Here is an 18001-nt window from a genome sequence, read left to right as displayed (position 1 = left end):
TTCAATCCTCCTCCAAATTCACGTATTTTGAAATTCCAGAAGTTGGACTTTGCCCCTCCTGCACAAATTTTTTAAAATTCAACGCCTCTTTTTTCGAAACACCGACTGTTATGGCGCCCACGAATCTTCCATTTTCAACAACAATTTTTTTGTACAAACCACGTTTACTGTCGCCTTGAGAGGAAAAGCGCACTTTTCCACTATCCGGATCTGTTTTTCCAATTGAAAGAAGCTCTATTCCGGCCACTTTAAGCGTATTCGACATTACGCTACCGCTGTATTTTGCATTTTCAAATGAAAGAACTTTTGCCAACGTCTTGGCTTGTTCCACGGCTGGTTCAACAGTTCCGTACACTACTTTTCCGTGTTGTGCGACGTCTCCAATGGCGTAAACGTCTTTTGCACTTGTTCGCAATTTTTCGTCAACCACAATGCCTCTTTCAACTTGTATACCGGCTTCTTTTGCCACTTCCACATTTGGCCTAACGCCAGTTGAAAAGATGACCACATCTGCCTCTACGGAGCTTTTATCCGAGAATTCAACGCCTTCAACTTCGTCTTTACCAATGATTTTCGATGTTGCCTTTCCGAAAAGAATACGCATTTGGTATTTCGATTCGAGGCTTTCTTTCAACACAAAAGCACCCGCTTTGTCAAGCTGGCGAGGTAAGAGGTATGGAAAGAATTCGACTATTGAGACGTCTTTTTCCCCGGCTCTATTTAAGGCTGCCGCCATTTCTATTCCAAGAACTCCGCCGCCTATTATCACGAATTTTTTAGATTTTCCGTAATGAGATTTTATCTTTTCCACATCATCGTAAGTTCTCAGGACATGGACATTTTTCAAATTGTTACCTTCTACCGGAAGCAAAAATGGTTTGGATCCGTTCGCGAAGATAAACACGTCGTATTTTAATCGATTTCCTTTAGAAGTTTCGACAATTCTATTCTTCACATCGAGCTTTGTTATTTTTTCTGAAAGATGTAATTTCGCGTTGTGTTTTTCGTACCACTCTTCGTTGTAAGGTGTGATTTCATCGATGGTTGCTTCGTTTGCAAGTATTTCTATCAATCTGGGTCGCCAGTAGAAAGGTCTTACTTCTTCGCTAAAGATGTCAAATTCAACGTCATCTAAAGTTTTTTTTATTTCTTTCAAAAAAGTTACCGAGCTCACGCCGTTTCCAGCAATGATAATGTGCATTATTCCACCTTCTTCTTTTCTAACCTTTTTCTATTTTACCATTAAAAGGTTACGTAAAAGAAGTTTAATCTTTCTTGTGTTATAATCGCTCGGGTGATGGAATTGGGAAACATCAAGCTCCCAGAATTGGTGAATTTGGTGTGTGTCATATTTGGAAGCAAATTACAATATAGATTGAAAGATGTCTTGGAAGTGTTAAAACCCGAGTTCGGGAAGGTAGATTACGTTTCAAAGCCATTGGATTTTTCCTCTTTCACGTCGTATTACAACGAAGAAATGGGAGAAGAATTAAAAGCATACATAGTCAGCTTTGAACCGTTAATTCATCCCTCTGAACTTGCGGATGCCAAAACTTTTACCAATAGCGTGGAGAAAAAATTGTCAAATAATGGCAAACGTACCGTTAATATAGACGCCGGATACATTCATCACAGTCAATTTGTTCTTGCTTCCACAAAACAGTGGGGTAATCGTGTGTATTTGAAGAAGGGAATATACGCTGAAGTTACCCTGCTCTTCCTTAAGGGGCACTTTCACTTCTGGGAGATGACGTATCCTAACTACAGAACTGACGAATACAGACTTGAGCTCGAGAAAATACGAGAACTCTACATGAAGAAAAAGAGGAACTTGTTGTGAAGGTATTCATGAGCGTTTTGGGCTGCCCTAAAAATGAGGCGGATTCTTCGGTTGTGGCGGCAATTTTAAAAAAAAGAGGACACACTATTGTTAATGCGCCAGAGCAGGCAGATGCTATGGTGATAAATACGTGTGGCTTTATAGAAGAAGCAAAAGAAGAATCCATAAATGAAATTTTCGATCTGTTGAGATATGGAAAAAGAGTTATAGTACATGGCTGCCTTGTTCAAAGGTATTTCAGGGATTTGCGCCGTGAAATACCGGAAGTTTCCAGTTTTTTGGGAGTTGTAGAGCCTCAAAAAGTTGTGGAAGCCGTTGAAAAGCCAGGAGATTATTTCTCAACTCCAAATCCGGTTTACAATTTTTCAGTTAGAGATCTGGACGGCAAGCCTTACGCTTATTTGAAAGTGGGAGACGGATGTAACAGGAAGTGTGCCTTCTGTGCCATTCCTTCTTTTAAAGGGCCTCTTAAAAATAGGAAGGTTGAAGATATCCTCGAAGAAGCGGAATTTTTGATCTCCAATGGAAAAAAAGAAATAGTGCTCGTCTCTCAGGATTTAACGCAGTATGAAGATGAAGGTAGAGACCTCGTAGATCTTTTAAACGATTTAGATAAGATAAAAGGAGATTTTTGGATAAGACTGCTTTACCTTTATCCCGATGGAGTAGGGAAAAAACTCGTTGAATTTGTTAAAAATTCAGAACATGTCCTTCATTATTTCGACGTTCCAATTCAACACGCATCCGAAAAGATCTTAAAGGCGATGAATAGAAATCCGGATGTTCAAGCCCTAAGAGAAAAGTTCAAACTCATCAAAAAAACCATAGATGATGTAACTTTAAGAACAACGGCAATGGTTGGGTTTCCAACTGAAGATGATGATGATTTCAAAAGACTAATGAATTTTGTGCAAGAAATTGAATTTGACAGGTTGGGAACTTTTATATATTCGGATGAAGAAGGCACGCTTGCTTACGCTCTTAAGCCAAAAGTTCCTTTCGGTGTGATGAAACAAAGGTATGATGAACTTATGGATTACCAAAGGGATGCGAGTTTGGAAAGAAATGCAAAATACGTTGGTAAGAAGTTCAAAGTTCTTGTGGAAGGAATTCAAGAAGGAATGTATTACGGCAGAACTTACATGGACGCGCCGGAAATAGACGGTTATGTTCATTTTTCTTCCAATCGTGAACTTAAGGTAGGAGAATTCGTTGAAGTTAAGATCACCGATTTCGAATTTTACGATTTGGAAGGTGTGTGCGTGTGAAGATAACATTGGCAACGAAAATAACATTTGTGCGAGTTTTACTCGTGGTTCCATTTATGTACGCCGCGCTTGGGAACAACAGATCTTTAGCAATAGCGGCGTTGTTGATCTTTGTAATAGCCTCTTTCACGGATTTTTTGGATGGAAAGTTGGCTCGTGCCATGAACGAAGTATCAACTCTTGGAAAGTTTGTGGATCAACTTGCTGATAAGGTACTGGTGGATGCGGCGTTCCTGGTCTTTTTACAGAAGGGTGAAATTGGAAGTTGGTTTGTTATAACTGTCATATCGAGGGATATAGCGGTCAGTGGCTTAAGGATGATGGCAGCAGCGAATTCAAAAGTTATAGCGGCGAATTGGTGGGGAAAATTGAAGACAACTTCACAGATGACATTTATAATTGTCATGCTTTTGTACGAAATCATCCCATTTTACGGCGAATGGATAAATGTTTTGCTAATGTGGATAACATTCGCTTTGACAGTGTGGTCTGGCATTTATTACTTCATTCAGAACACGGGGGTTTTTGAAGAATGAGAACCTTTATGGCCATTAAGGCTCCTGAAGAAGTGTCAAAGGAAATTTCAAAAGTCCAAAAAGTGCTGAAATATGAAGGTTACCATGGAAGTTGGCCTTCTGCTTCAAACATTCACATGACCCTTTTCTTTTTTGGGGATATTTCGTATGAAAAAGTTGAGAAGATTTCGAGGATTATGGATGAGGTTTCAAAAAGCGTGAGTTCTTTTCAATTGAAAGTGGATAAAGTTGGTTTTTTCCCTTCTCATGGTCTTCCAAGAGTTGTTTGGCTTGGATGCGATGAAGGAGAAGAAATTAAAGGGCTATACGAAAAGATGAGAAACTATTTGAAAAATGCGGGATTTGATTTTGAAAATCGCTTTACCCCGCATATTACGGTTGGAAGAATAAAGGGTGTACCTAAGATGTGGAAGAAAAAGATATCTGAAATCACATTCAAAGAAGTGAACTTTAGATGCGATGCGGTGGATTTATATCATTCTAAACTCACACCGCAAGGAGCTATTTACACGCTCGTTCATCGAAGTGAGCTGGGAGGTTTTGAAGAATGAAAGAAGAAAAAAATGTGAACAAAGAAAAAGCTTTGGAGAGCGCTATAAAGCAGATCGAAAAAGATTTTGGAAAAGGTTCCATAATGATCCTCGGCGAGGATCAAATCGTAAAGAATGTCGAGGTAATACCATCTGGTTCTTTGGCGTTAGACATAGCTTTGGGAGTTGGGGGATATCCACGCGGAAGAGTTGTGGAAATCTATGGCCCTGAGTCCAGTGGAAAGACCACTTTAACTTTGCACGCTTTAGCCGAAGCGCAAAAGCTGGGGGGTGTTGTGGCTTTCATAGATGCCGAACACGCTTTGGACATAGTTTACGCCAAAAATTTGGGCGTTGACGTCAATCACATGCTTATTTCCCAGCCAGATAGCGGCGAGCAAGCGCTTGAAATAGTGGACACACTTGTGAGATCAAACGCTGTGGATATGATAGTGGTCGACTCTGTTGCGGCGCTGGTTCCAAGGGCCGAAATAGAAGGCGCGATGGGGGATGCGCAGATGGGACTCCAAGCGAGACTTATGTCTCAGGCTTTGAGAAAAATTACCGGTAGTGTTAGCAAATCAAAGACCATCGTTATTTTCACAAATCAGATCAGAATGAAAATAGGAGTTATGTTTGGGAGTCCAGAAACCACTACCGGTGGAAACGCTTTGAAATTTTACGCTACGATAAGGCTTGACATTCGAAGGAGGTCTCCGATAAAGGATGGAGATAAGATAATAGGAAACGAAACTCAAGTCAAAGTTGTTAAAAACAAGGTTGCCCCCCCATTTAGAGAGGCAAAGTTTGACATTATTTACGGTAAAGGTGTGGTAAGGGAAAACGAATTGCTTGAAATTGGAATTGAAGATGATATCATTTCCAAAAGAGGATCTTGGTTGAGTTACATTCAAGAAGATGGTGAAGAGATAAGCCTTGGTCAAGGGAAGCTCAAAGCGATCCAGTATTTGCAGGAAAATCCAGAACTTGCTTCTGAAATAGAGAGAAGAATACGTAAAGCGCATGGCCTTTTAAAAGATGAAGACATTGTAAAAGAAGAGAATGAAACAGAAGAAAACGGATGAGTCTGGAAGGGCGAGAAATTACGCTCTAAGGTTGCTAAAAGTGAGGCTTCGCTCGAAGCGAGAGCTTTTTGGCAGATTAAAACAAAAGGGGTACTCACCCAACGTTATAGAAGAAGTTATCCATGAACTTGAAAGCGCGAATTTGATCGATGATAAGAGATTCGCAACGTTTTTTGCATCGGATCAACTCGAGTTTCACGTTAAAGGGCAAAAATACATCAGGTATAAACTGATGATGCTTGGAGTTGAGAGCGATATCATCGAAGAAGCGTTAAAAGACGCTTTTGAAAATGCAGATCTTTCAGAAATTTTTCATCGTTTTGTGAGAAGTCATGGCTTTAAAAGTGAAAAAGAGGTTTCTGAGTTATTGATAAGAAGAGGTTTTGATCCGCAAACGGTGCATCAGATCTTACTTGAGATCTACGAAGAACGGAGGTGTGAAGATGAATCAGGAAATTATGATCATTCTGATATTCGTTCCCATAGTGATTTTAGCAATAGTGCTGGGATACCACTTGGGAAAGATAAAGGAACTCAAAGAACAGAAAAGGGCAAGGGAAAGCGCAAATGATATTCTAAAAAACGCCGAGCAAGAAGCTCAGAAGATAAAAAAAGAAATGATTCTTGAAGCGAAACAAGAGATCTCTTCCATGCGAAGTGATTTCAACAGGGAAGTCCAAAAGCAGAGAAATGAATTGAAGCAATTTGAAGAGAGGTTGAACAAACGTGAAGAGGCCTTCAACAAAAAAGAAGAAGCCTTTTCCAAAAAAGAAGAGAGATTGGAAGAAATAAGAGAAAACCTATCGAAAAAGGAGAAAGAAGTAGAGGAAACTCTGAAAGAAGAAAAAGAGAAATTGCATGAAATAGCGGGCCTTAATCCAAATGAGGCAAAAGAAATAGTGTTGAAAAGCACGCAAGAAGAGATGGAAAAGACGCTCGCTAAGATGTACAGTCAGCTTAAGGAAAAGTACGAAGACGAAGCGGAAGAAAATGCAAAATGGGTTATGGCAACGGCCATTCAGCGTTACGCTAGCGATTACATAAACGAGGTTGCCGTTTCATCCATCGAATTGCCAAACGATGATATGAAAGGGAGGATCATAGGAAGAGAGGGAAGAAATATAAGGGCTTTCGAAAATTTAACGGGTGTGGATCTCATAATAGATGACACTCCAGAAACGGTTGTGCTTTCTTCTTTTAATCCATTGAGAAGAGAAGTTGCCCGTCTTACACTGGAAAAATTGATAGCGGATGGAAGAATTCATCCTGCGATGATAGAGGAAATGTATGAAAAGTCAAAACGAGAAATAGAAAAATTGGTACGTGATGAAGGAAAGAACGCAATTTTAAAGGTCGGAATTTCAAGCATGCATTCAGAACTTTTAAAACTGCTTGGCAGGCTGAAGTTCAGAACAAGTTTTGGTCAGAATGTCTTGCACCATTCAATTGAAGTGGCCCAAATAGCTGCCATGATGGCTGAAGAGCTTGGATTGGATGTTGAAAAGGTTAAACGTGGGGCCCTTTTGCACGATATTGGTAAGGCGGTTGATCACGAAGTCCAAGGAACACACGCCATAATTGGAGGAGAGCTGGCCAGGCGTTACCATGAAAAGGAAATGGTTGTGAACATGATACAAGCTCATCATGAAGAGGTACCGTTTGAAAGTCCAGAAGCCGTCTTGGTGGCCGCTGCCGACGCGATAAGCGCGGCGAGACCGGGAGCCCGTAGGGAAAGCCTGGACATATACATGAAAAGACTTCAGAAACTAGAAGAAATAGCCACTAATCACAAGTACGTAACGAAGGCTTACGCAATTCAAGCGGGACGGGAGATAAGGGTCATAGTTGAGCCTGACAAGGTAGACGATGAGTTGGCCGATAAGATGTCTTTCGATATAGCAAGAGAAATAGAAAAGACAATGGAATATCCCGGTCAATTGAAAGTTGTTGTTATAAGAGAAAAAAGAAGCATAGAGTACGCTAAATGAGAAACAAAGAGATAATAGCAGCCGTTTGGCAAGATACTTACCTTGAAGATATTCCTCAAGAGTGTGAAACGGTTTTTCTATTAGGTGCAACGATCTCCAATGTTGGAGATCGAGTGCGCCTTTTTAAATCCAAAGAAGTTTGGGTGGATATAGATTTTGTCGAAGGTCTGGAAAAGAATAAGACTGGTGTGAAGTTTTTAAAAGATGCGGGAGCCGACGGGGTTATAACTACAAAGCTTTCCCTTCTTAAAGAGTGTGAAAAAATCGGTATGCCTGTTATTTTGAGATTTTTTGCCCTTGATTCCCACGCCGTTAGAAATATTCTTCACCATCTTAGATACGTTAGTAAAGTGGAGGTTCTACCGGCAGATGTTCTTCCGAAGCTCATAGACACTTTTAAAAATATAAACCCCGGCATTTTTGTTATAGCCGCCGGTTTGATATCCTCAGCGGAAGAGGTGAGAATGCTTTTTAAAAATGGTGTTGACGCTGTGTCAATTGGAGGGGAAATAAAAAAAGTCTGGAGAGAATATCATAATTGAATCTTAATGAACTCTTCAAAACGAGTATAAACTAAAGAAAAACCTTCTCTGTATACTTAATTAACAAGTAAACGCCGAAGGGAAGGTGTTTGGATGGATAAGTTTAAAAGAGTAGTAGACAATCCAAGAGTGATCTCCCAATTTGAGCTTTTGAAGATGATGAGAAAAAATAAAAAAGAGGCAAATGTAGAACTTGTCCGCCGTTCTCTGGAAGGCTATGAGACTCCACAAAATGCCAAAAAATGAAATGAAATCACTTCTGGAATTCAACAATTTCTCTTTGAAAATAGGTGAAAAAAAATTCGTTGAAAATTTTTCTTTGAAAGTGGAAAAAGGCAACGTTATTTTGATATACGGACCACGAGACGCCGGGAAATCTGCGGTGCTGAGGAGCATGGTCCATTTGAATGAAGAGCTTTTCGAATCTATAGAGAGCAAAGGAAATATTTATTTTAAAGGTAAGAATGTTGCTGAACTCAAAAGAAAAGCGTTGAGAAAGAAAATAGCCTACATAGACACTTCCTTCATAGAAAGCCTTTCTTCCTTAAGCGTGAACCAAGTTATAAAATTGGTGAAGGGTAACGGTGTTGATTTGTACCACGATGAGATGATAAGTCTCTTGAAAAAATTGGAAATACTGGATCTTTTGAAAAAAGGAATACACACCAAAGTGGGAGAACTTCATGGAAACGAAAGAGTTCTCTTTTTGCTTTTTGTTGCTCTTTTAAGAGATCCTGAAATAGTGGCTTTGGACTGTATAATAGATCATCTGGACGATGAAGCGGCTTTGAAAGTTCAGAAGGTTGTGTTATCATTAAAAGAAAAGTACACTCTTATACTTGCCACAAGAAGATTGCCTAATTTTCTTTCCATTGCGGATAAAGTTGTGGTTTTAAAAAACGGTAAGATAAAATTCGTAGGTACAAAAAGAGAGATGATGCTTACCTTCAGCGAGGAGGTATGAAATGGGTATTCTAACCGTTACCCTCAATCCCGCTCTTGATCGCTTAATAGAAGTCAACAATTTCAAAGTTGGTACCATGCATAGAATATTTGATGAAGATAAGACCAAGGTCTCCCCAGGTGGTAAAGGAATAAACGTTTCTTTATATTTAGAGCAGCTTGGGGTGCCTTCAACCGCATTGGCGATCCTTGGTGGATTAACAGGGAGAATGCTTCAAGTTAGATTGAGAAGGGAATGCAATCAAACCATTTCGACGAGCTTTTTATACGTAAACGATGAGACAAGGGAAAACTTCACAATCGTTGATAGAAAAAGTAACACCATAACGACCGTGAATTTACCAGGTCCGTTTGTAGATGAAAAACATTTCAAATTGTTTATGAAAAAATACAAAGCTCTCCTTTCGAATACCACAATTTGTGAAATAGGCGGAACCATTCCTGCGGGTATGCCGCTAGATGTGTACAGAGATATGGTGAAAATGGCGAAGGAAGCGGGCGCATTGACTGTGGTTAATGCGCATGGTGAGCCTCTCAAATACGCTATTGAAAGTGTGCCTGATATAGTTAAACCGGATATAAGAGGAACAAAAAAAGTTTTAAATAGAGAACTTAAAACGATGGAAGATTACGTTCAATCGGCGAAGGAATTGTTATCTATGGGTGTGAAAATGGTTGTATACTCTTTTGAAATGAAAAATGACATCGTTGCGACCTCTGATTGGATTTATCTTTTCAAAATGAAAGGTGAGATAAAGAGTGTGAATCTAATGGGCACAGGAGACGCTTACATCGCCGGCTTGATTTACGCTATAAATGCGGGTAAAGACTACTTCGAAAGCGCCAGATACGCCATGGCTGCCGCTATAGCCGATGAAATGACGGAAAGCAAGGATGTCGGAGGAATTGAAGAAGTGGAGAAGATGATGAGTCTCATAGAAATGGAGCGTGTTTCTCAATGAAAGTTGAGGATTTCATGGAAAGGGACGTAACAGCCGTTTTTGCCGATGAAACGGTGGAGGAATTCATACACGCTTGCGTAAGACAATTCAGAAGTGGTTTGCCAGTTGTAGATGATGAAATGCGTGTTTTGGGAATAATAACCGAAAGAGACATCATCCATGAAATAGTACCTTCTTACATGGAAATGCTTCATTCCACATCTTTTATTCCGGATACGAACATCACAAAAAAGAGGCTTGAAGAGATAAAAGACAGACCAATAGCGGAATACATGCAAAAAGAGCTTGATGTTTTGAAAACCACTGATACGCTTTTAAGCGCTGCAACATTGGTGTTAAAGCATGGATACAGGTTTTTGCCGGTGATCGATGAAGAAGAACATCTGGCGGGCATTGTAACACGTTCTGTTATATTGGAGGCTCTTCTTTCTTGAAATACTTCGTTTACACCTTAGGTTGCAAATTCAATCAATATGAAAGCGCTAAAATAGCGGCTGAATTTCAAAAAATGGGGTATTCAGATGGATCCGCAAATGAAGCTGATATCGTGGTGATAAACAGTTGCGCCGTAACTAAAGAGGCAGCGAGAAAATCACTTCAGATGGCGCGTCATTTTAAGAGGATAAATGAAAAAGCCAAGATAATTTTTACCGGTTGTGCTGTGTACGACAAAAGAGATATAAAAGATTTTGATCTTGTAATTGGGAACGGTGAAAAGATAAAGATAAATGATTTTGTAGATAAAAAAGGAACTTTTGTAGATTTTTCTTACCATTTGAAAGATGACTTGAATTACACCATCGAAAAAATACCGAACCATACGCGCGCCTTTTTAAGCGTTGAAAATGGATGCAATTGGTCATGCGCGTACTGTGCTATACCGCATTTTAGAGGAACTCGCGTTCGTTCTAAGCCGTTGGATGTGGTTGTAAAAGAAGCGGCGAAAATGGTGGAAAATGGTGTAAAAGAAATAGTCGTTACAGGTATAAATATAGCGTTGTACGACGATGGTGAAAATGATCTTTACGCTCTTTTAAATGCTTTAACCGGCATAGATGGAAATTTCAGGATAAGGATAGGTTCAATAGATCCCGTGAGCCTTTTAAAATTGGCCAAGATTTTTGAAAATCCGAAACTTTGCCCTCATGCGCATTTATCCGTTCAAAGTGGTTCCGACGAAGTCCTAAGAAGAATGAAAAGACGTTACACTTCTCGTGATGTGATAGAGTGCGTTAATACATTCAGGAAAATGGATCCTTTTTTTGCTTTTTCTGTCGATGTGATCGCCGGTTTTCCACAGGAGAGCGAGAAGGAGTTTGATGAAACTTATAAACTTTTGAAAGAACTTGAAGTTTCGCGCATTCATGCATTTCCATTTTCAAGACGTTCTCACACGCTTGCAGATTCCATGAAAGGACAGATAAGTGCGCTTGTAAAGAAAGAACGAACGAATAAGCTCAGAGAGCTTGGAAGAGTTTTAGAAAAACGTTTTGCTGAAAAGACAAAAGCGATTGAAAAAACGGTATTGATTGAAAAAGTGAAAGATGGAGTGGCGGAGGGATTAGATGAATACTATGTGAGGCGTTTTTTCAAATACGAGGGTAAAGAAGGCGTTTTCGTTAAAATGGGTGGGAAGGTGATAAGCGATGAAGGTCTACAGTAACGGTGAATGGAAAGAAGATGCCGTCGTAAGTGTTTACGACAGGGGATTTATGTATGGCGAGGGAATTTACGAGAGCTTGAGAACTTACAATGGAAGATTATTCGCGCCTCATCAGCATTATGAAAGGTTGAAACGTTCCGCCCAGCTTATGGGGTTGCCTTGCAAATTGGACTACGATGAACTGATTTCAATAATCCAAGATGGAATAGAAAATTTGGATAAAGACGTTACAATTCGGGTAATGGTAACGACTGGCGATGGAAAAGAGACCAACCTTTTAATATACATAATGGAATTGCAGGCACCTCATTCAGATCTGTACACTTACGGTGTCGATGTGGGAATATCTCGCTTACGAAAGATTCCTTCTATTTGCTTACCTTCAACCCTTAAAACCACTTCTCACGCTTATCTAAGCCTTGCGAGAAGAGAAAAGAGGGAGTTTTATGAAATAATATTTTTAAATTATCAGGGGTTCGTTGCTGAAGGAACGATGAGCAACGTTTTTTTGGTTGAAGATGGAACGCTGGTAACGCCTTCTTTGGAATCCGACATATTGGATGGTATAACCAGAAGGGTTGTTATAGAACTCGCCACGTCTTTGGGAATTTCAGTTGAAGAAAGATTTGTAAATGTTGATGAACTCTTCAACTGTTCTGAGCTTTTCCTTACAAGGACCAGTGCTGGGATAATTCCGGTCAGAAGAATAGAAAACAGAACGATTTTTGAAAATGAGCCTTCAGGATTGACCACACTTTTATCCGATAATTTCAAAGATTACATTTTTAACGAAGAAAAATACTGGTGATTTTTAAGATGAGTTTGGGTGATGACAATTGAAAAGTATGACAGGATATTCTAAAATTCTAAATAGCTTTGATGGAATAACTTATTCTTTGGAAATTAAAGGTGTAAACCATAAATATCTGAATGTTTCTTTTTCAATTCCCTCGCTTTTTTCATCATTTGAAGTTAAATCTCTTCCGATAATACGTGAGTACGTAAAAAGGGGAAGTATTTCTGTAAAAGTTGACATTCGTGGAGAATTTGAATCAGATCTCGTACAGCCAGATCTAGCGTTGGCAAAAGCTTACTACAAAGCCATGAGCTTGGTTAAAGAGGAACTTGGCATTTCTACTGGCGAAATAAACGTCGGAGACATTTTAAACATAAGAGAGCTTTTCAAGATGGAATTGGATGAAAAAAAAGAAGAGGAGATCTGGAACGGTTTTGAAAAAAGTTTGAGACATGCTTTAGAAGAATACAATTCAAGTCGTGAAATTGAGGGAAAAAAGTTGTATGAGTATCTTTTTGAGTATGTAAATGAGATGGAAAATTTGGTAAAATCTATGCAAAAGTATGAAGAGGAAAACAGACGAAGGTATGAAGAACTTATTCGTGAAAGGTTGGAAAAATTTCCAGACGTGAAAATAGACGAAGAAAGAGTGGAACAAGAAGTTGTGATGATGATACAAAGGGCAGATATAGGTGAAGAACTTTCACGGCTTCAGGCGCATATTCTAAGGGCAAAGGATTTGATAAAAAGCGAAGATGCCATTGGAAGTGAGCTGGACTTTGTATTTCAAGAGTTTGGAAGAGAAATGAACACTCTTTCGAATAAATCTAAAATTCCAGAAGTTTTGAACTTGGTTGTTAATGGAAAAACCTTAATAAAAAAACTCAGAGAGCAAGCTCAAAACGTGGAATAAGCTTAAAAGTGGAGGGGTAGGCATGTATGGACTTATAAACATAGGTTTTGGAAATGTGGTTATAGGAGATAGAGTTATAGTAATTGTTAATCCAGAATCGGCTCCTCTTAAAAGATTAAAAGATGGTGCTAAAGATGACAGAAAGCTTATAGATGCCACTTACGGAAGAAAGACGCGCTCTATTCTTATAACGGATAGTAATCATGTTATTTTGAGTGCCATTCAGCCGGAAACTATAGCCCAACGCTTTCAAGAATCGTTTATGCAAATGGAAGAAGCTTTGAGAACCATGGAGTCAAAGATTAAAAAAAATAGGAATTGAGAAAAATGGAAGGAATACTGTTCGTAATGAGCGGCCCGTCAGGAGCGGGAAAGACGACAATAGTAAAAGGCGCTTTGAAAGATTTAGAAGATGTGGAGTTCTCCGTTTCTTACACCACACGTCCTCGTCGCGTGGGAGAATTGGATGGAAAAGATTATTTCTTTGTCAGTAAGGAAGAATTTGAGTTATTGAAAAAGAATGGAGAATTTTTGGAATGGCAAGAAGTTCATGGTAACCTCTACGGTACCTCTAAAAAATACGTCAGATCGAAAATGAAAAGTGGAGTAAACGTATTATTGGATATAGATGTTAAAGGTGCAATGAGTGTAAAAAGACAGATAAAAGAAGCCGTTTACATTTTTGTGGCCCCTCCATCTTTTAAGGATCTCAAGGAAAGATTGATAAACCGTCACACGGAAGAGAAAGGCGATCTTGAAAAAAGAATAGAAGATGCAAAGTACGAGCTTTCCATGATTTCAAAATTTGACTATCTTATAGTCAATCATGATGTTGCACAGTCTGTAAAGCAACTTGAGTCAATAATAATCGCTGAACAGATAAAAGTTTCGCGCCGAAAAGAATTTGTTGGAAAGTACAAATTTTACAAGCACTTATCTGGAAAGGAGGAAGATAGATGAAAGAAAAAGTGTACGAAACCCTCATGAATAAGTATGGAAACAAGTACGCTGTTACGATGGCGGTGGCCAAAAGAGCGGAAGATCTGAATGAACTTTCTAGACCTCTTGTTAAGACAAACGAAACAAATTTAGTTTCAATAGCTTTGGAAGAAATGGCCGAAGGCTATGTTGAAATAAAGAACTTTGAGATGTTAAAAGCATTGGTAGCCGATGTGAAAAAGGCGGAATAATGGCGAGAATATTATTTGGCGTTAGTGGTGGCGTAGCAGCCTACAAATCGCTAGAAGTGGTGAGTGCTCTCCGTAAAAGAGGTGAAGAGCTGAAAATAGTTATGACTGAGGAGGCTACGAAGTTCGTTGCCCCCTTAACTTTTTCCGTTGTTGGAAACTGCCCTGTTTACGTTGATCCATTTCAAAGTATTGAAGGAAGCGTAATTCATACAACTATTTCACAATGGGCAGAGATTATGGTAATAGCTCCGTTAACGGCTAATACCGCTGCCAAAATAGCTTGTGGTATTGCCAACAATTTGCTTACGATGAGCGTCCTCGCCTTTAATGGTTTGAAGATCGCTTCTCCGTCTATGAATGTAAGAATGTATGAGAATCCAATTACGCTTGAAAATATCGAAAAGCTGAAAAAAAATGGATGGCATATTGTCGAACCAGAAAGTGGTCATTTGGCGGATGGCGAATACGGTAAGGGAAGATATCCAAAAGCGGAGTTTTTAATTTTTGAAATAGATAGAATGTTAACTCCTCATGATTATAAAGGGAAGAAAGTATTGGTAACTGCTGGTCCAACGCGTGAAGCGATTGATCCGGTTCGTTACGTGACGAATCGTTCTTCTGGAAAAATGGGATATGAATTGGCAAGGGCTGCGTACTTGAGAGGAGCTGAGGTGAAATTGATTTCAGGACCAGTAAACATTAAAGCTCCTTATGGCGTTGAAGTTTTGAATGTGGAAAGCGCTAAAGATATGAGTGAAGCCGTATTAAAAAATGCGAAATGGGCAGATATTGTGATAATGGCAGCGGCGGTCGCGGATTACAGGCCTTTTCATATTTCCACAAGCAAGATAAAAAAAACTTCAGATGAGTTGAATATTAAACTCGTAAAGACGAACGATATTTTAAAAGACCTTTCCAAAATTCGGCTTCCAAGCCAATTTATAGTTGGTTTTGCGGCTGAAACAGATGATTTATTGCGTAACGCACAAAAGAAATTGAAAGAAAAGAAGTTGGACATGATAATCGCCAACGATGTTTCGAGAAAAGACATCGGTTTTGATTCGAATTACAACGAAGTGAAAATTTTACGCAAAGATGGAAAAATTATTCCTTTACAACGAAATGAAAAACGTTTGATAGCACACAATATTTTGGACATCATAAAATCACAGAGCTTTAAAGAATTTTAAATCTTTTTACTCGACAAATATGGTATGATTTTAACAACATACCCCTTGAGGGGTAGTTGTATTTTTATGGAGGTGAAACGTATGGCAGCTCTTCTTTCTGAAGAAGATAGGAAGTACCTTGTAGATTTGTTTAACAAAGAGTTGGAATCTGAGGTAAAAATTTTGTTTTTCAAGAGCGATAACAAAGATGAATGCCAATATTGCGATATAACACAGCAAATGCTCGATGAATTAGCCGAAACGAGTGAGAAAATAAACATAGAAACCCACGATTTTAACGATGAAGGAGAACTCGTTGAAAAATATAAAGTAGAAATGATGCCGGCCATCTTGATGCTTGACAAAGATGGAAATGACATGAGGATAAGATTCTATGGGGTTCCTTCTGGATATGAATTTTCGACTTTAATAGAAGATGTTATAGCGGTTTCGAAAGGCGGAGAAGTTGATCTTTCCGAAAAAACGCTTGAAATGCTCAAAGAAGTTGACAGACCTTTAAAACTTCAGGTGTTTGTTACACCAACTTGTCCTTATTGCCCAAGAGCAGTTGCCATGGCACAAAAGCTTGCGATGAAATCACCTTACATACAAGGTGAAATGGTAGAGGCAAATGAATTTCCTGAACTTTCAATGCGCTACAACGTTTCGTCAGTTCCTCATATCATAATTAACGAAGGTGCTGGAGAATTCGTAGGAGCTTTACCTGAAGACGCGTTTGTGGAACAAGTTATGAGTGTGTTAAAAGGAGCGTGATTTGAATGCCAATGTTCAATCTTTCTGGGTTGTCTAACGAACCAAAAGAAAAAAATTACGACGTGATCGTAGTGGGAGCCGGACCAGGGGGATTGACGGCATCTATTTACGCGCGTCGTGCTGGCTTGAAAACGCTAGTTTTTGAAAGGGCAACAGAAGGTGGACAGATAACTTTAACTAACATGGTAGAAGATTATCCGGGTTTTTCTTCAATAAGTGGAGAGGGACTGGCAGAGAAATTTGTAGACCACGCAAGAGAGTTCGGAGTTAAATTTGCGAATGAAGAAGTTATGGAAATGTCTTTAGATGGTGAGTTGAAGAAAATAAAGACAGATATGGGAAATGAATATACGGCAAAAGTAGTTGTAATGGCAACGGGAAGCAATCCGCGAAAACTTGAGGTTCCCGGTGAAGAAGAATTTACCAATAAAGGTGTATCTTATTGTGCGGTTTGTGATGGTTCTTTCTTCAAAGGTAAAGAAGTTGTCGTTGTAGGTGGTGGAGACAGCGCGGTAGAAGAGGGAATTTACCTTTCCAAAATAGCTTCAAAGGTGCGTGTAATTCACCGTCGTGACAAATTGAGAGCACAGAAGATCGTTCAAGAAAGGGCTTTTAAGATTCCAAATATGGAGTTCATCTGGGATACCATCGTAACGGAAATAGGTGGAAAAGATTCAGTAGAATACGTTACGTTGAAGAACATAAAAAGCGGTGAAACTTCCAAATTGGAAACGTCTGGAGTTTTCATATACGTTGGTCTTGTTCCCAACTCTGAGCTTGTTAAAGATTTAGTGGACGTCGATCAAAGTGGTTTCATCTTGACAGATGAGCATATGGAAACCAATGTGAAAGGCGTTTATGCCGTTGGTGATGTAAGAAAAACCGTCTTAAGGCAGGTTGTAACGGCGGCCGCAGATGGAGCGATAGCAGGCGTAGATCTCACAAAGTATTTCGATTGATAACAAGCAAAATCATGCAAAGAATTCAAAAGAGAGGCAATTGCCCCTCTTTTTTTGATTTTGAAAAAAAACGGTAAAGGGTGAATTGTGAAAAGCTGGTTGATTTTTTAATTTGTGATGCACGAAAGGAGATTTTTTGAAGTTTTGTCAAAACTGATTCAGACGTATCTCCATACAAGATGCTCATAACAGAGCCCGCTGCATACAAACATCCTGTTAGATTCGCTTTCTCGGCACATCCTGTGCCTCCAACTCTGTTATTTCGCATCTTGTATGGCGTCTTCATATGTTTTGACGAAAACTACAAAAAGGAGAGAGAAGAAAGGCAGAGAAAAGCGTGATTAATTTGAAACACTTGTCAGCACGAATTCACTCTTTTACCCATCCTGCGACTCAAAAAACGAGGCACGCTCAGACACTCGTCCGTGAGTGCTTCGCTTTCTCAACACATCCGTGTGTTTTCCAACCTCGTTTTTAGAGTCTTCAGATGGCGAGTTCATAAGTGCTGGCGAGTGTTTCAAAGAAGTTTTTGCTTCCATTAATAAGAAATGTCAACGAATTCAAAAAGGGTAAAGAACCTTTCCCGTCATCTCGTGGACATTCTTTCCCCACTTGTTGGAGAAGTGTCTGCGGAGCTATTTTTGTATAAAAAGTCTGCCCCCACTTGTGGGGGAAGTGGCGGCGAAGCCGACGTAGGGGGGTTCCACATTTGTGAAGAGGCTTGATGTGCGATATTTATCCCCTGTTTACTTGGCATTTAAGAAATGGATTTTTACAGCTTTTCTTTGTTATCGGAAACTATTTTTTTGAATTTCAAATAGCT

The 18001-nt window shown here is 39.4% G+C and carries 22 protein-coding genes; 21 read left to right on the top strand and 1 reads right to left on the bottom strand.

The annotated features are described in order from the left end of the window. Window position 1: 1 nt before the first annotated feature. The gene (locus tag ACXJIN_RS07070; RefSeq protein WP_456400825.1) at window positions 2–1201 is read right to left on the bottom strand and encodes an NAD(P)/FAD-dependent oxidoreductase; all 1200 of its coding nucleotides are present in this window, start codon (window positions 1199–1201) and stop codon (window positions 2–4) included. A gap of 96 nt (window positions 1202–1297) precedes the next feature. Between ACXJIN_RS07070 and ACXJIN_RS07065 the strand changes: the two genes are divergently transcribed. The 21 genes from ACXJIN_RS07065 (at window position 1298) to trxB (ending at window position 17178) form a co-directional block, all read left to right on the top strand. Then, the gene (locus ACXJIN_RS07065) at window positions 1298–1840 is read left to right on the top strand and encodes a DUF4416 family protein (RefSeq protein ID WP_456400824.1); all 543 of its coding nucleotides are present in this window, start codon (window positions 1298–1300) and stop codon (window positions 1838–1840) included. Further along, complete coding sequence (rimO, locus tag ACXJIN_RS07060; protein ID WP_456400822.1) at window positions 1837–3108, top strand: 30S ribosomal protein S12 methylthiotransferase RimO; 1272 nt, start codon at window positions 1837–1839, stop codon at window positions 3106–3108. The genes ACXJIN_RS07065 and rimO overlap by 4 nt, the downstream gene beginning before the upstream one ends. Further along, window positions 3105–3644 (top strand): CDP-diacylglycerol--glycerol-3-phosphate 3-phosphatidyltransferase, encoded by a 540-nt coding sequence (gene pgsA, locus ACXJIN_RS07055; protein WP_456400820.1) that lies wholly within the window; start codon window positions 3105–3107, stop codon window positions 3642–3644. The genes rimO and pgsA overlap by 4 nt, the downstream gene beginning before the upstream one ends. Continuing rightward, entirely contained in the window at window positions 3641–4195 is a 555-nt protein-coding gene (thpR, locus tag ACXJIN_RS07050; protein ID WP_456400818.1) for an RNA 2',3'-cyclic phosphodiesterase, read from the top strand. The genes pgsA and thpR overlap by 4 nt, the downstream gene beginning before the upstream one ends. Beyond that, on the top strand, window positions 4192–5259 hold the full coding sequence (recA, locus tag ACXJIN_RS07045; protein WP_456400816.1) for a recombinase RecA: 1068 nt from the start codon (window positions 4192–4194) through the stop codon (window positions 5257–5259). The genes thpR and recA overlap by 4 nt, the downstream gene beginning before the upstream one ends. After that, window positions 5237–5830: a regulatory protein RecX gene (locus tag ACXJIN_RS07040; protein ID WP_456400814.1), complete on the top strand. Its 594-nt coding sequence runs from the start codon at window positions 5237–5239 to the stop codon at window positions 5828–5830. The genes recA and ACXJIN_RS07040 overlap by 23 nt, the downstream gene beginning before the upstream one ends. After that, window positions 5724–7247: a ribonuclease Y gene (rny, locus tag ACXJIN_RS07035; protein WP_456400840.1), complete on the top strand. Its 1524-nt coding sequence runs from the start codon at window positions 5724–5726 to the stop codon at window positions 7245–7247. Before ACXJIN_RS07040 ends, rny begins: the two co-directional genes overlap by 107 nt. After that, window positions 7244–7789: a glycerol-3-phosphate responsive antiterminator gene (locus ACXJIN_RS07030; protein ID WP_456400812.1), complete on the top strand. Its 546-nt coding sequence runs from the start codon at window positions 7244–7246 to the stop codon at window positions 7787–7789. Before rny ends, ACXJIN_RS07030 begins: the two co-directional genes overlap by 4 nt. Window positions 7790–7882: 93 nt before the next feature. After that, window positions 7883–8035 (top strand): hypothetical protein, encoded by a 153-nt coding sequence (locus tag ACXJIN_RS07025; RefSeq protein WP_456400810.1) that lies wholly within the window; start codon window positions 7883–7885, stop codon window positions 8033–8035. After that, entirely contained in the window at window positions 8022–8753 is a 732-nt protein-coding gene (locus ACXJIN_RS07020; protein ID WP_456400808.1) for an ATP-binding cassette domain-containing protein, read from the top strand. Before ACXJIN_RS07025 ends, ACXJIN_RS07020 begins: the two co-directional genes overlap by 14 nt. 1 nt (window position 8754) lies before the next feature. Further along, the gene (locus ACXJIN_RS07015) at window positions 8755–9714 is read left to right on the top strand and encodes a 1-phosphofructokinase family hexose kinase (RefSeq protein WP_456400806.1); all 960 of its coding nucleotides are present in this window, start codon (window positions 8755–8757) and stop codon (window positions 9712–9714) included. Further along, complete coding sequence (locus tag ACXJIN_RS07010; RefSeq protein ID WP_456400804.1) at window positions 9711–10148, top strand: CBS domain-containing protein; 438 nt, start codon at window positions 9711–9713, stop codon at window positions 10146–10148. Before ACXJIN_RS07015 ends, ACXJIN_RS07010 begins: the two co-directional genes overlap by 4 nt. Next, window positions 10145–11377, top strand: coding sequence for a tRNA (N(6)-L-threonylcarbamoyladenosine(37)-C(2))-methylthiotransferase MtaB (gene mtaB / locus ACXJIN_RS07005; protein ID WP_456400802.1), 1233 nt, complete (start codon window positions 10145–10147; stop codon window positions 11375–11377). Before ACXJIN_RS07010 ends, mtaB begins: the two co-directional genes overlap by 4 nt. Further along, window positions 11361–12185, top strand: a complete 825-nt coding sequence (locus ACXJIN_RS07000; protein ID WP_456400800.1) for an aminotransferase class IV — start codon at window positions 11361–11363, stop codon at window positions 12183–12185. Before mtaB ends, ACXJIN_RS07000 begins: the two co-directional genes overlap by 17 nt. Window positions 12186–12222: 37 nt before the next feature. Next, window positions 12223–13086, top strand: a complete 864-nt coding sequence (locus ACXJIN_RS06995) for a YicC/YloC family endoribonuclease (protein ID WP_456400839.1) — start codon at window positions 12223–12225, stop codon at window positions 13084–13086. A gap of 22 nt (window positions 13087–13108) precedes the next feature. Next, on the top strand, window positions 13109–13408 hold the full coding sequence (locus ACXJIN_RS06990) for a DUF370 domain-containing protein (protein ID WP_456400798.1): 300 nt from the start codon (window positions 13109–13111) through the stop codon (window positions 13406–13408). 5 nt (window positions 13409–13413) lie between these two features. Continuing rightward, complete coding sequence (gene gmk, locus ACXJIN_RS06985; RefSeq protein WP_456400796.1) at window positions 13414–14046, top strand: guanylate kinase; 633 nt, start codon at window positions 13414–13416, stop codon at window positions 14044–14046. Then, on the top strand, window positions 14043–14276 hold the full coding sequence (rpoZ, locus tag ACXJIN_RS06980; protein ID WP_456400794.1) for a DNA-directed RNA polymerase subunit omega: 234 nt from the start codon (window positions 14043–14045) through the stop codon (window positions 14274–14276). The genes gmk and rpoZ overlap by 4 nt, the downstream gene beginning before the upstream one ends. Next, the gene (gene coaBC / locus ACXJIN_RS06975) at window positions 14276–15466 is read left to right on the top strand and encodes a bifunctional phosphopantothenoylcysteine decarboxylase/phosphopantothenate--cysteine ligase CoaBC (protein ID WP_456400792.1); all 1191 of its coding nucleotides are present in this window, start codon (window positions 14276–14278) and stop codon (window positions 15464–15466) included. Before rpoZ ends, coaBC begins: the two co-directional genes overlap by 1 nt. Before the next feature lie 81 nt (window positions 15467–15547). Continuing rightward, the gene (gene pdo / locus ACXJIN_RS06970; RefSeq protein ID WP_456400790.1) at window positions 15548–16219 is read left to right on the top strand and encodes a protein disulfide oxidoreductase; all 672 of its coding nucleotides are present in this window, start codon (window positions 15548–15550) and stop codon (window positions 16217–16219) included. A gap of 5 nt (window positions 16220–16224) precedes the next feature. Beyond that, window positions 16225–17178, top strand: coding sequence for a thioredoxin-disulfide reductase (gene trxB, locus ACXJIN_RS06965; RefSeq protein WP_456400788.1), 954 nt, complete (start codon window positions 16225–16227; stop codon window positions 17176–17178). Window positions 17179–18001: the final 823 nt, after the last annotated feature.

This window comes from Mesoaciditoga sp., from assembly GCF_054006115.1.
This window is presented reverse-complemented; position numbering and strand designations above follow the sequence as displayed.

What these genes read in the sequence shown, in the direction of transcription:
- ACXJIN_RS07040 (WP_456400814.1), top strand. Translation starts at nt 5,237, where the DNA reads ATGAAACAGAAGAAAACGGATGAGTCTGGAAGGGCGAGAAATTACGCT.
- gmk (WP_456400796.1), top strand. Translation starts at nt 13,414, where the DNA reads ATGGAAGGAATACTGTTCGTAATGAGCGGCCCGTCAGGAGCGGGAAAG.
- ACXJIN_RS07020 (WP_456400808.1), top strand. Translation starts at nt 8,022, where the DNA reads ATGCCAAAAAATGAAATGAAATCACTTCTGGAATTCAACAATTTCTCT.
- pdo (WP_456400790.1), top strand. Translation starts at nt 15,548, where the DNA reads ATGGCAGCTCTTCTTTCTGAAGAAGATAGGAAGTACCTTGTAGATTTG.
- coaBC (WP_456400792.1), top strand. Translation starts at nt 14,276, where the DNA reads ATGGCGAGAATATTATTTGGCGTTAGTGGTGGCGTAGCAGCCTACAAA.
- ACXJIN_RS06995 (WP_456400839.1), top strand. Translation starts at nt 12,223, where the DNA reads ATGACAGGATATTCTAAAATTCTAAATAGCTTTGATGGAATAACTTAT.
- rpoZ (WP_456400794.1), top strand. Translation starts at nt 14,043, where the DNA reads ATGAAAGAAAAAGTGTACGAAACCCTCATGAATAAGTATGGAAACAAG.
- trxB (WP_456400788.1), top strand. Translation starts at nt 16,225, where the DNA reads ATGCCAATGTTCAATCTTTCTGGGTTGTCTAACGAACCAAAAGAAAAA.
- ACXJIN_RS07030 (WP_456400812.1), top strand. Translation starts at nt 7,244, where the DNA reads ATGAGAAACAAAGAGATAATAGCAGCCGTTTGGCAAGATACTTACCTT.
- ACXJIN_RS07025 (WP_456400810.1), top strand. Translation starts at nt 7,883, where the DNA reads ATGGATAAGTTTAAAAGAGTAGTAGACAATCCAAGAGTGATCTCCCAA.
- ACXJIN_RS07070 (WP_456400825.1), bottom strand. Translation starts at nt 1,201, where the DNA reads ATGCACATTATCATTGCTGGAAACGGCGTGAGCTCGGTAACTTTTTTG.
- thpR (WP_456400818.1), top strand. Translation starts at nt 3,641, where the DNA reads ATGAGAACCTTTATGGCCATTAAGGCTCCTGAAGAAGTGTCAAAGGAA.
- recA (WP_456400816.1), top strand. Translation starts at nt 4,192, where the DNA reads ATGAAAGAAGAAAAAAATGTGAACAAAGAAAAAGCTTTGGAGAGCGCT.
- ACXJIN_RS07010 (WP_456400804.1), top strand. Translation starts at nt 9,711, where the DNA reads ATGAAAGTTGAGGATTTCATGGAAAGGGACGTAACAGCCGTTTTTGCC.
- ACXJIN_RS07065 (WP_456400824.1), top strand. Translation starts at nt 1,298, where the DNA reads ATGGAATTGGGAAACATCAAGCTCCCAGAATTGGTGAATTTGGTGTGT.
- ACXJIN_RS07015 (WP_456400806.1), top strand. Translation starts at nt 8,755, where the DNA reads ATGGGTATTCTAACCGTTACCCTCAATCCCGCTCTTGATCGCTTAATA.
- ACXJIN_RS06990 (WP_456400798.1), top strand. Translation starts at nt 13,109, where the DNA reads ATGTATGGACTTATAAACATAGGTTTTGGAAATGTGGTTATAGGAGAT.
- ACXJIN_RS07000 (WP_456400800.1), top strand. Translation starts at nt 11,361, where the DNA reads ATGAAGGTCTACAGTAACGGTGAATGGAAAGAAGATGCCGTCGTAAGT.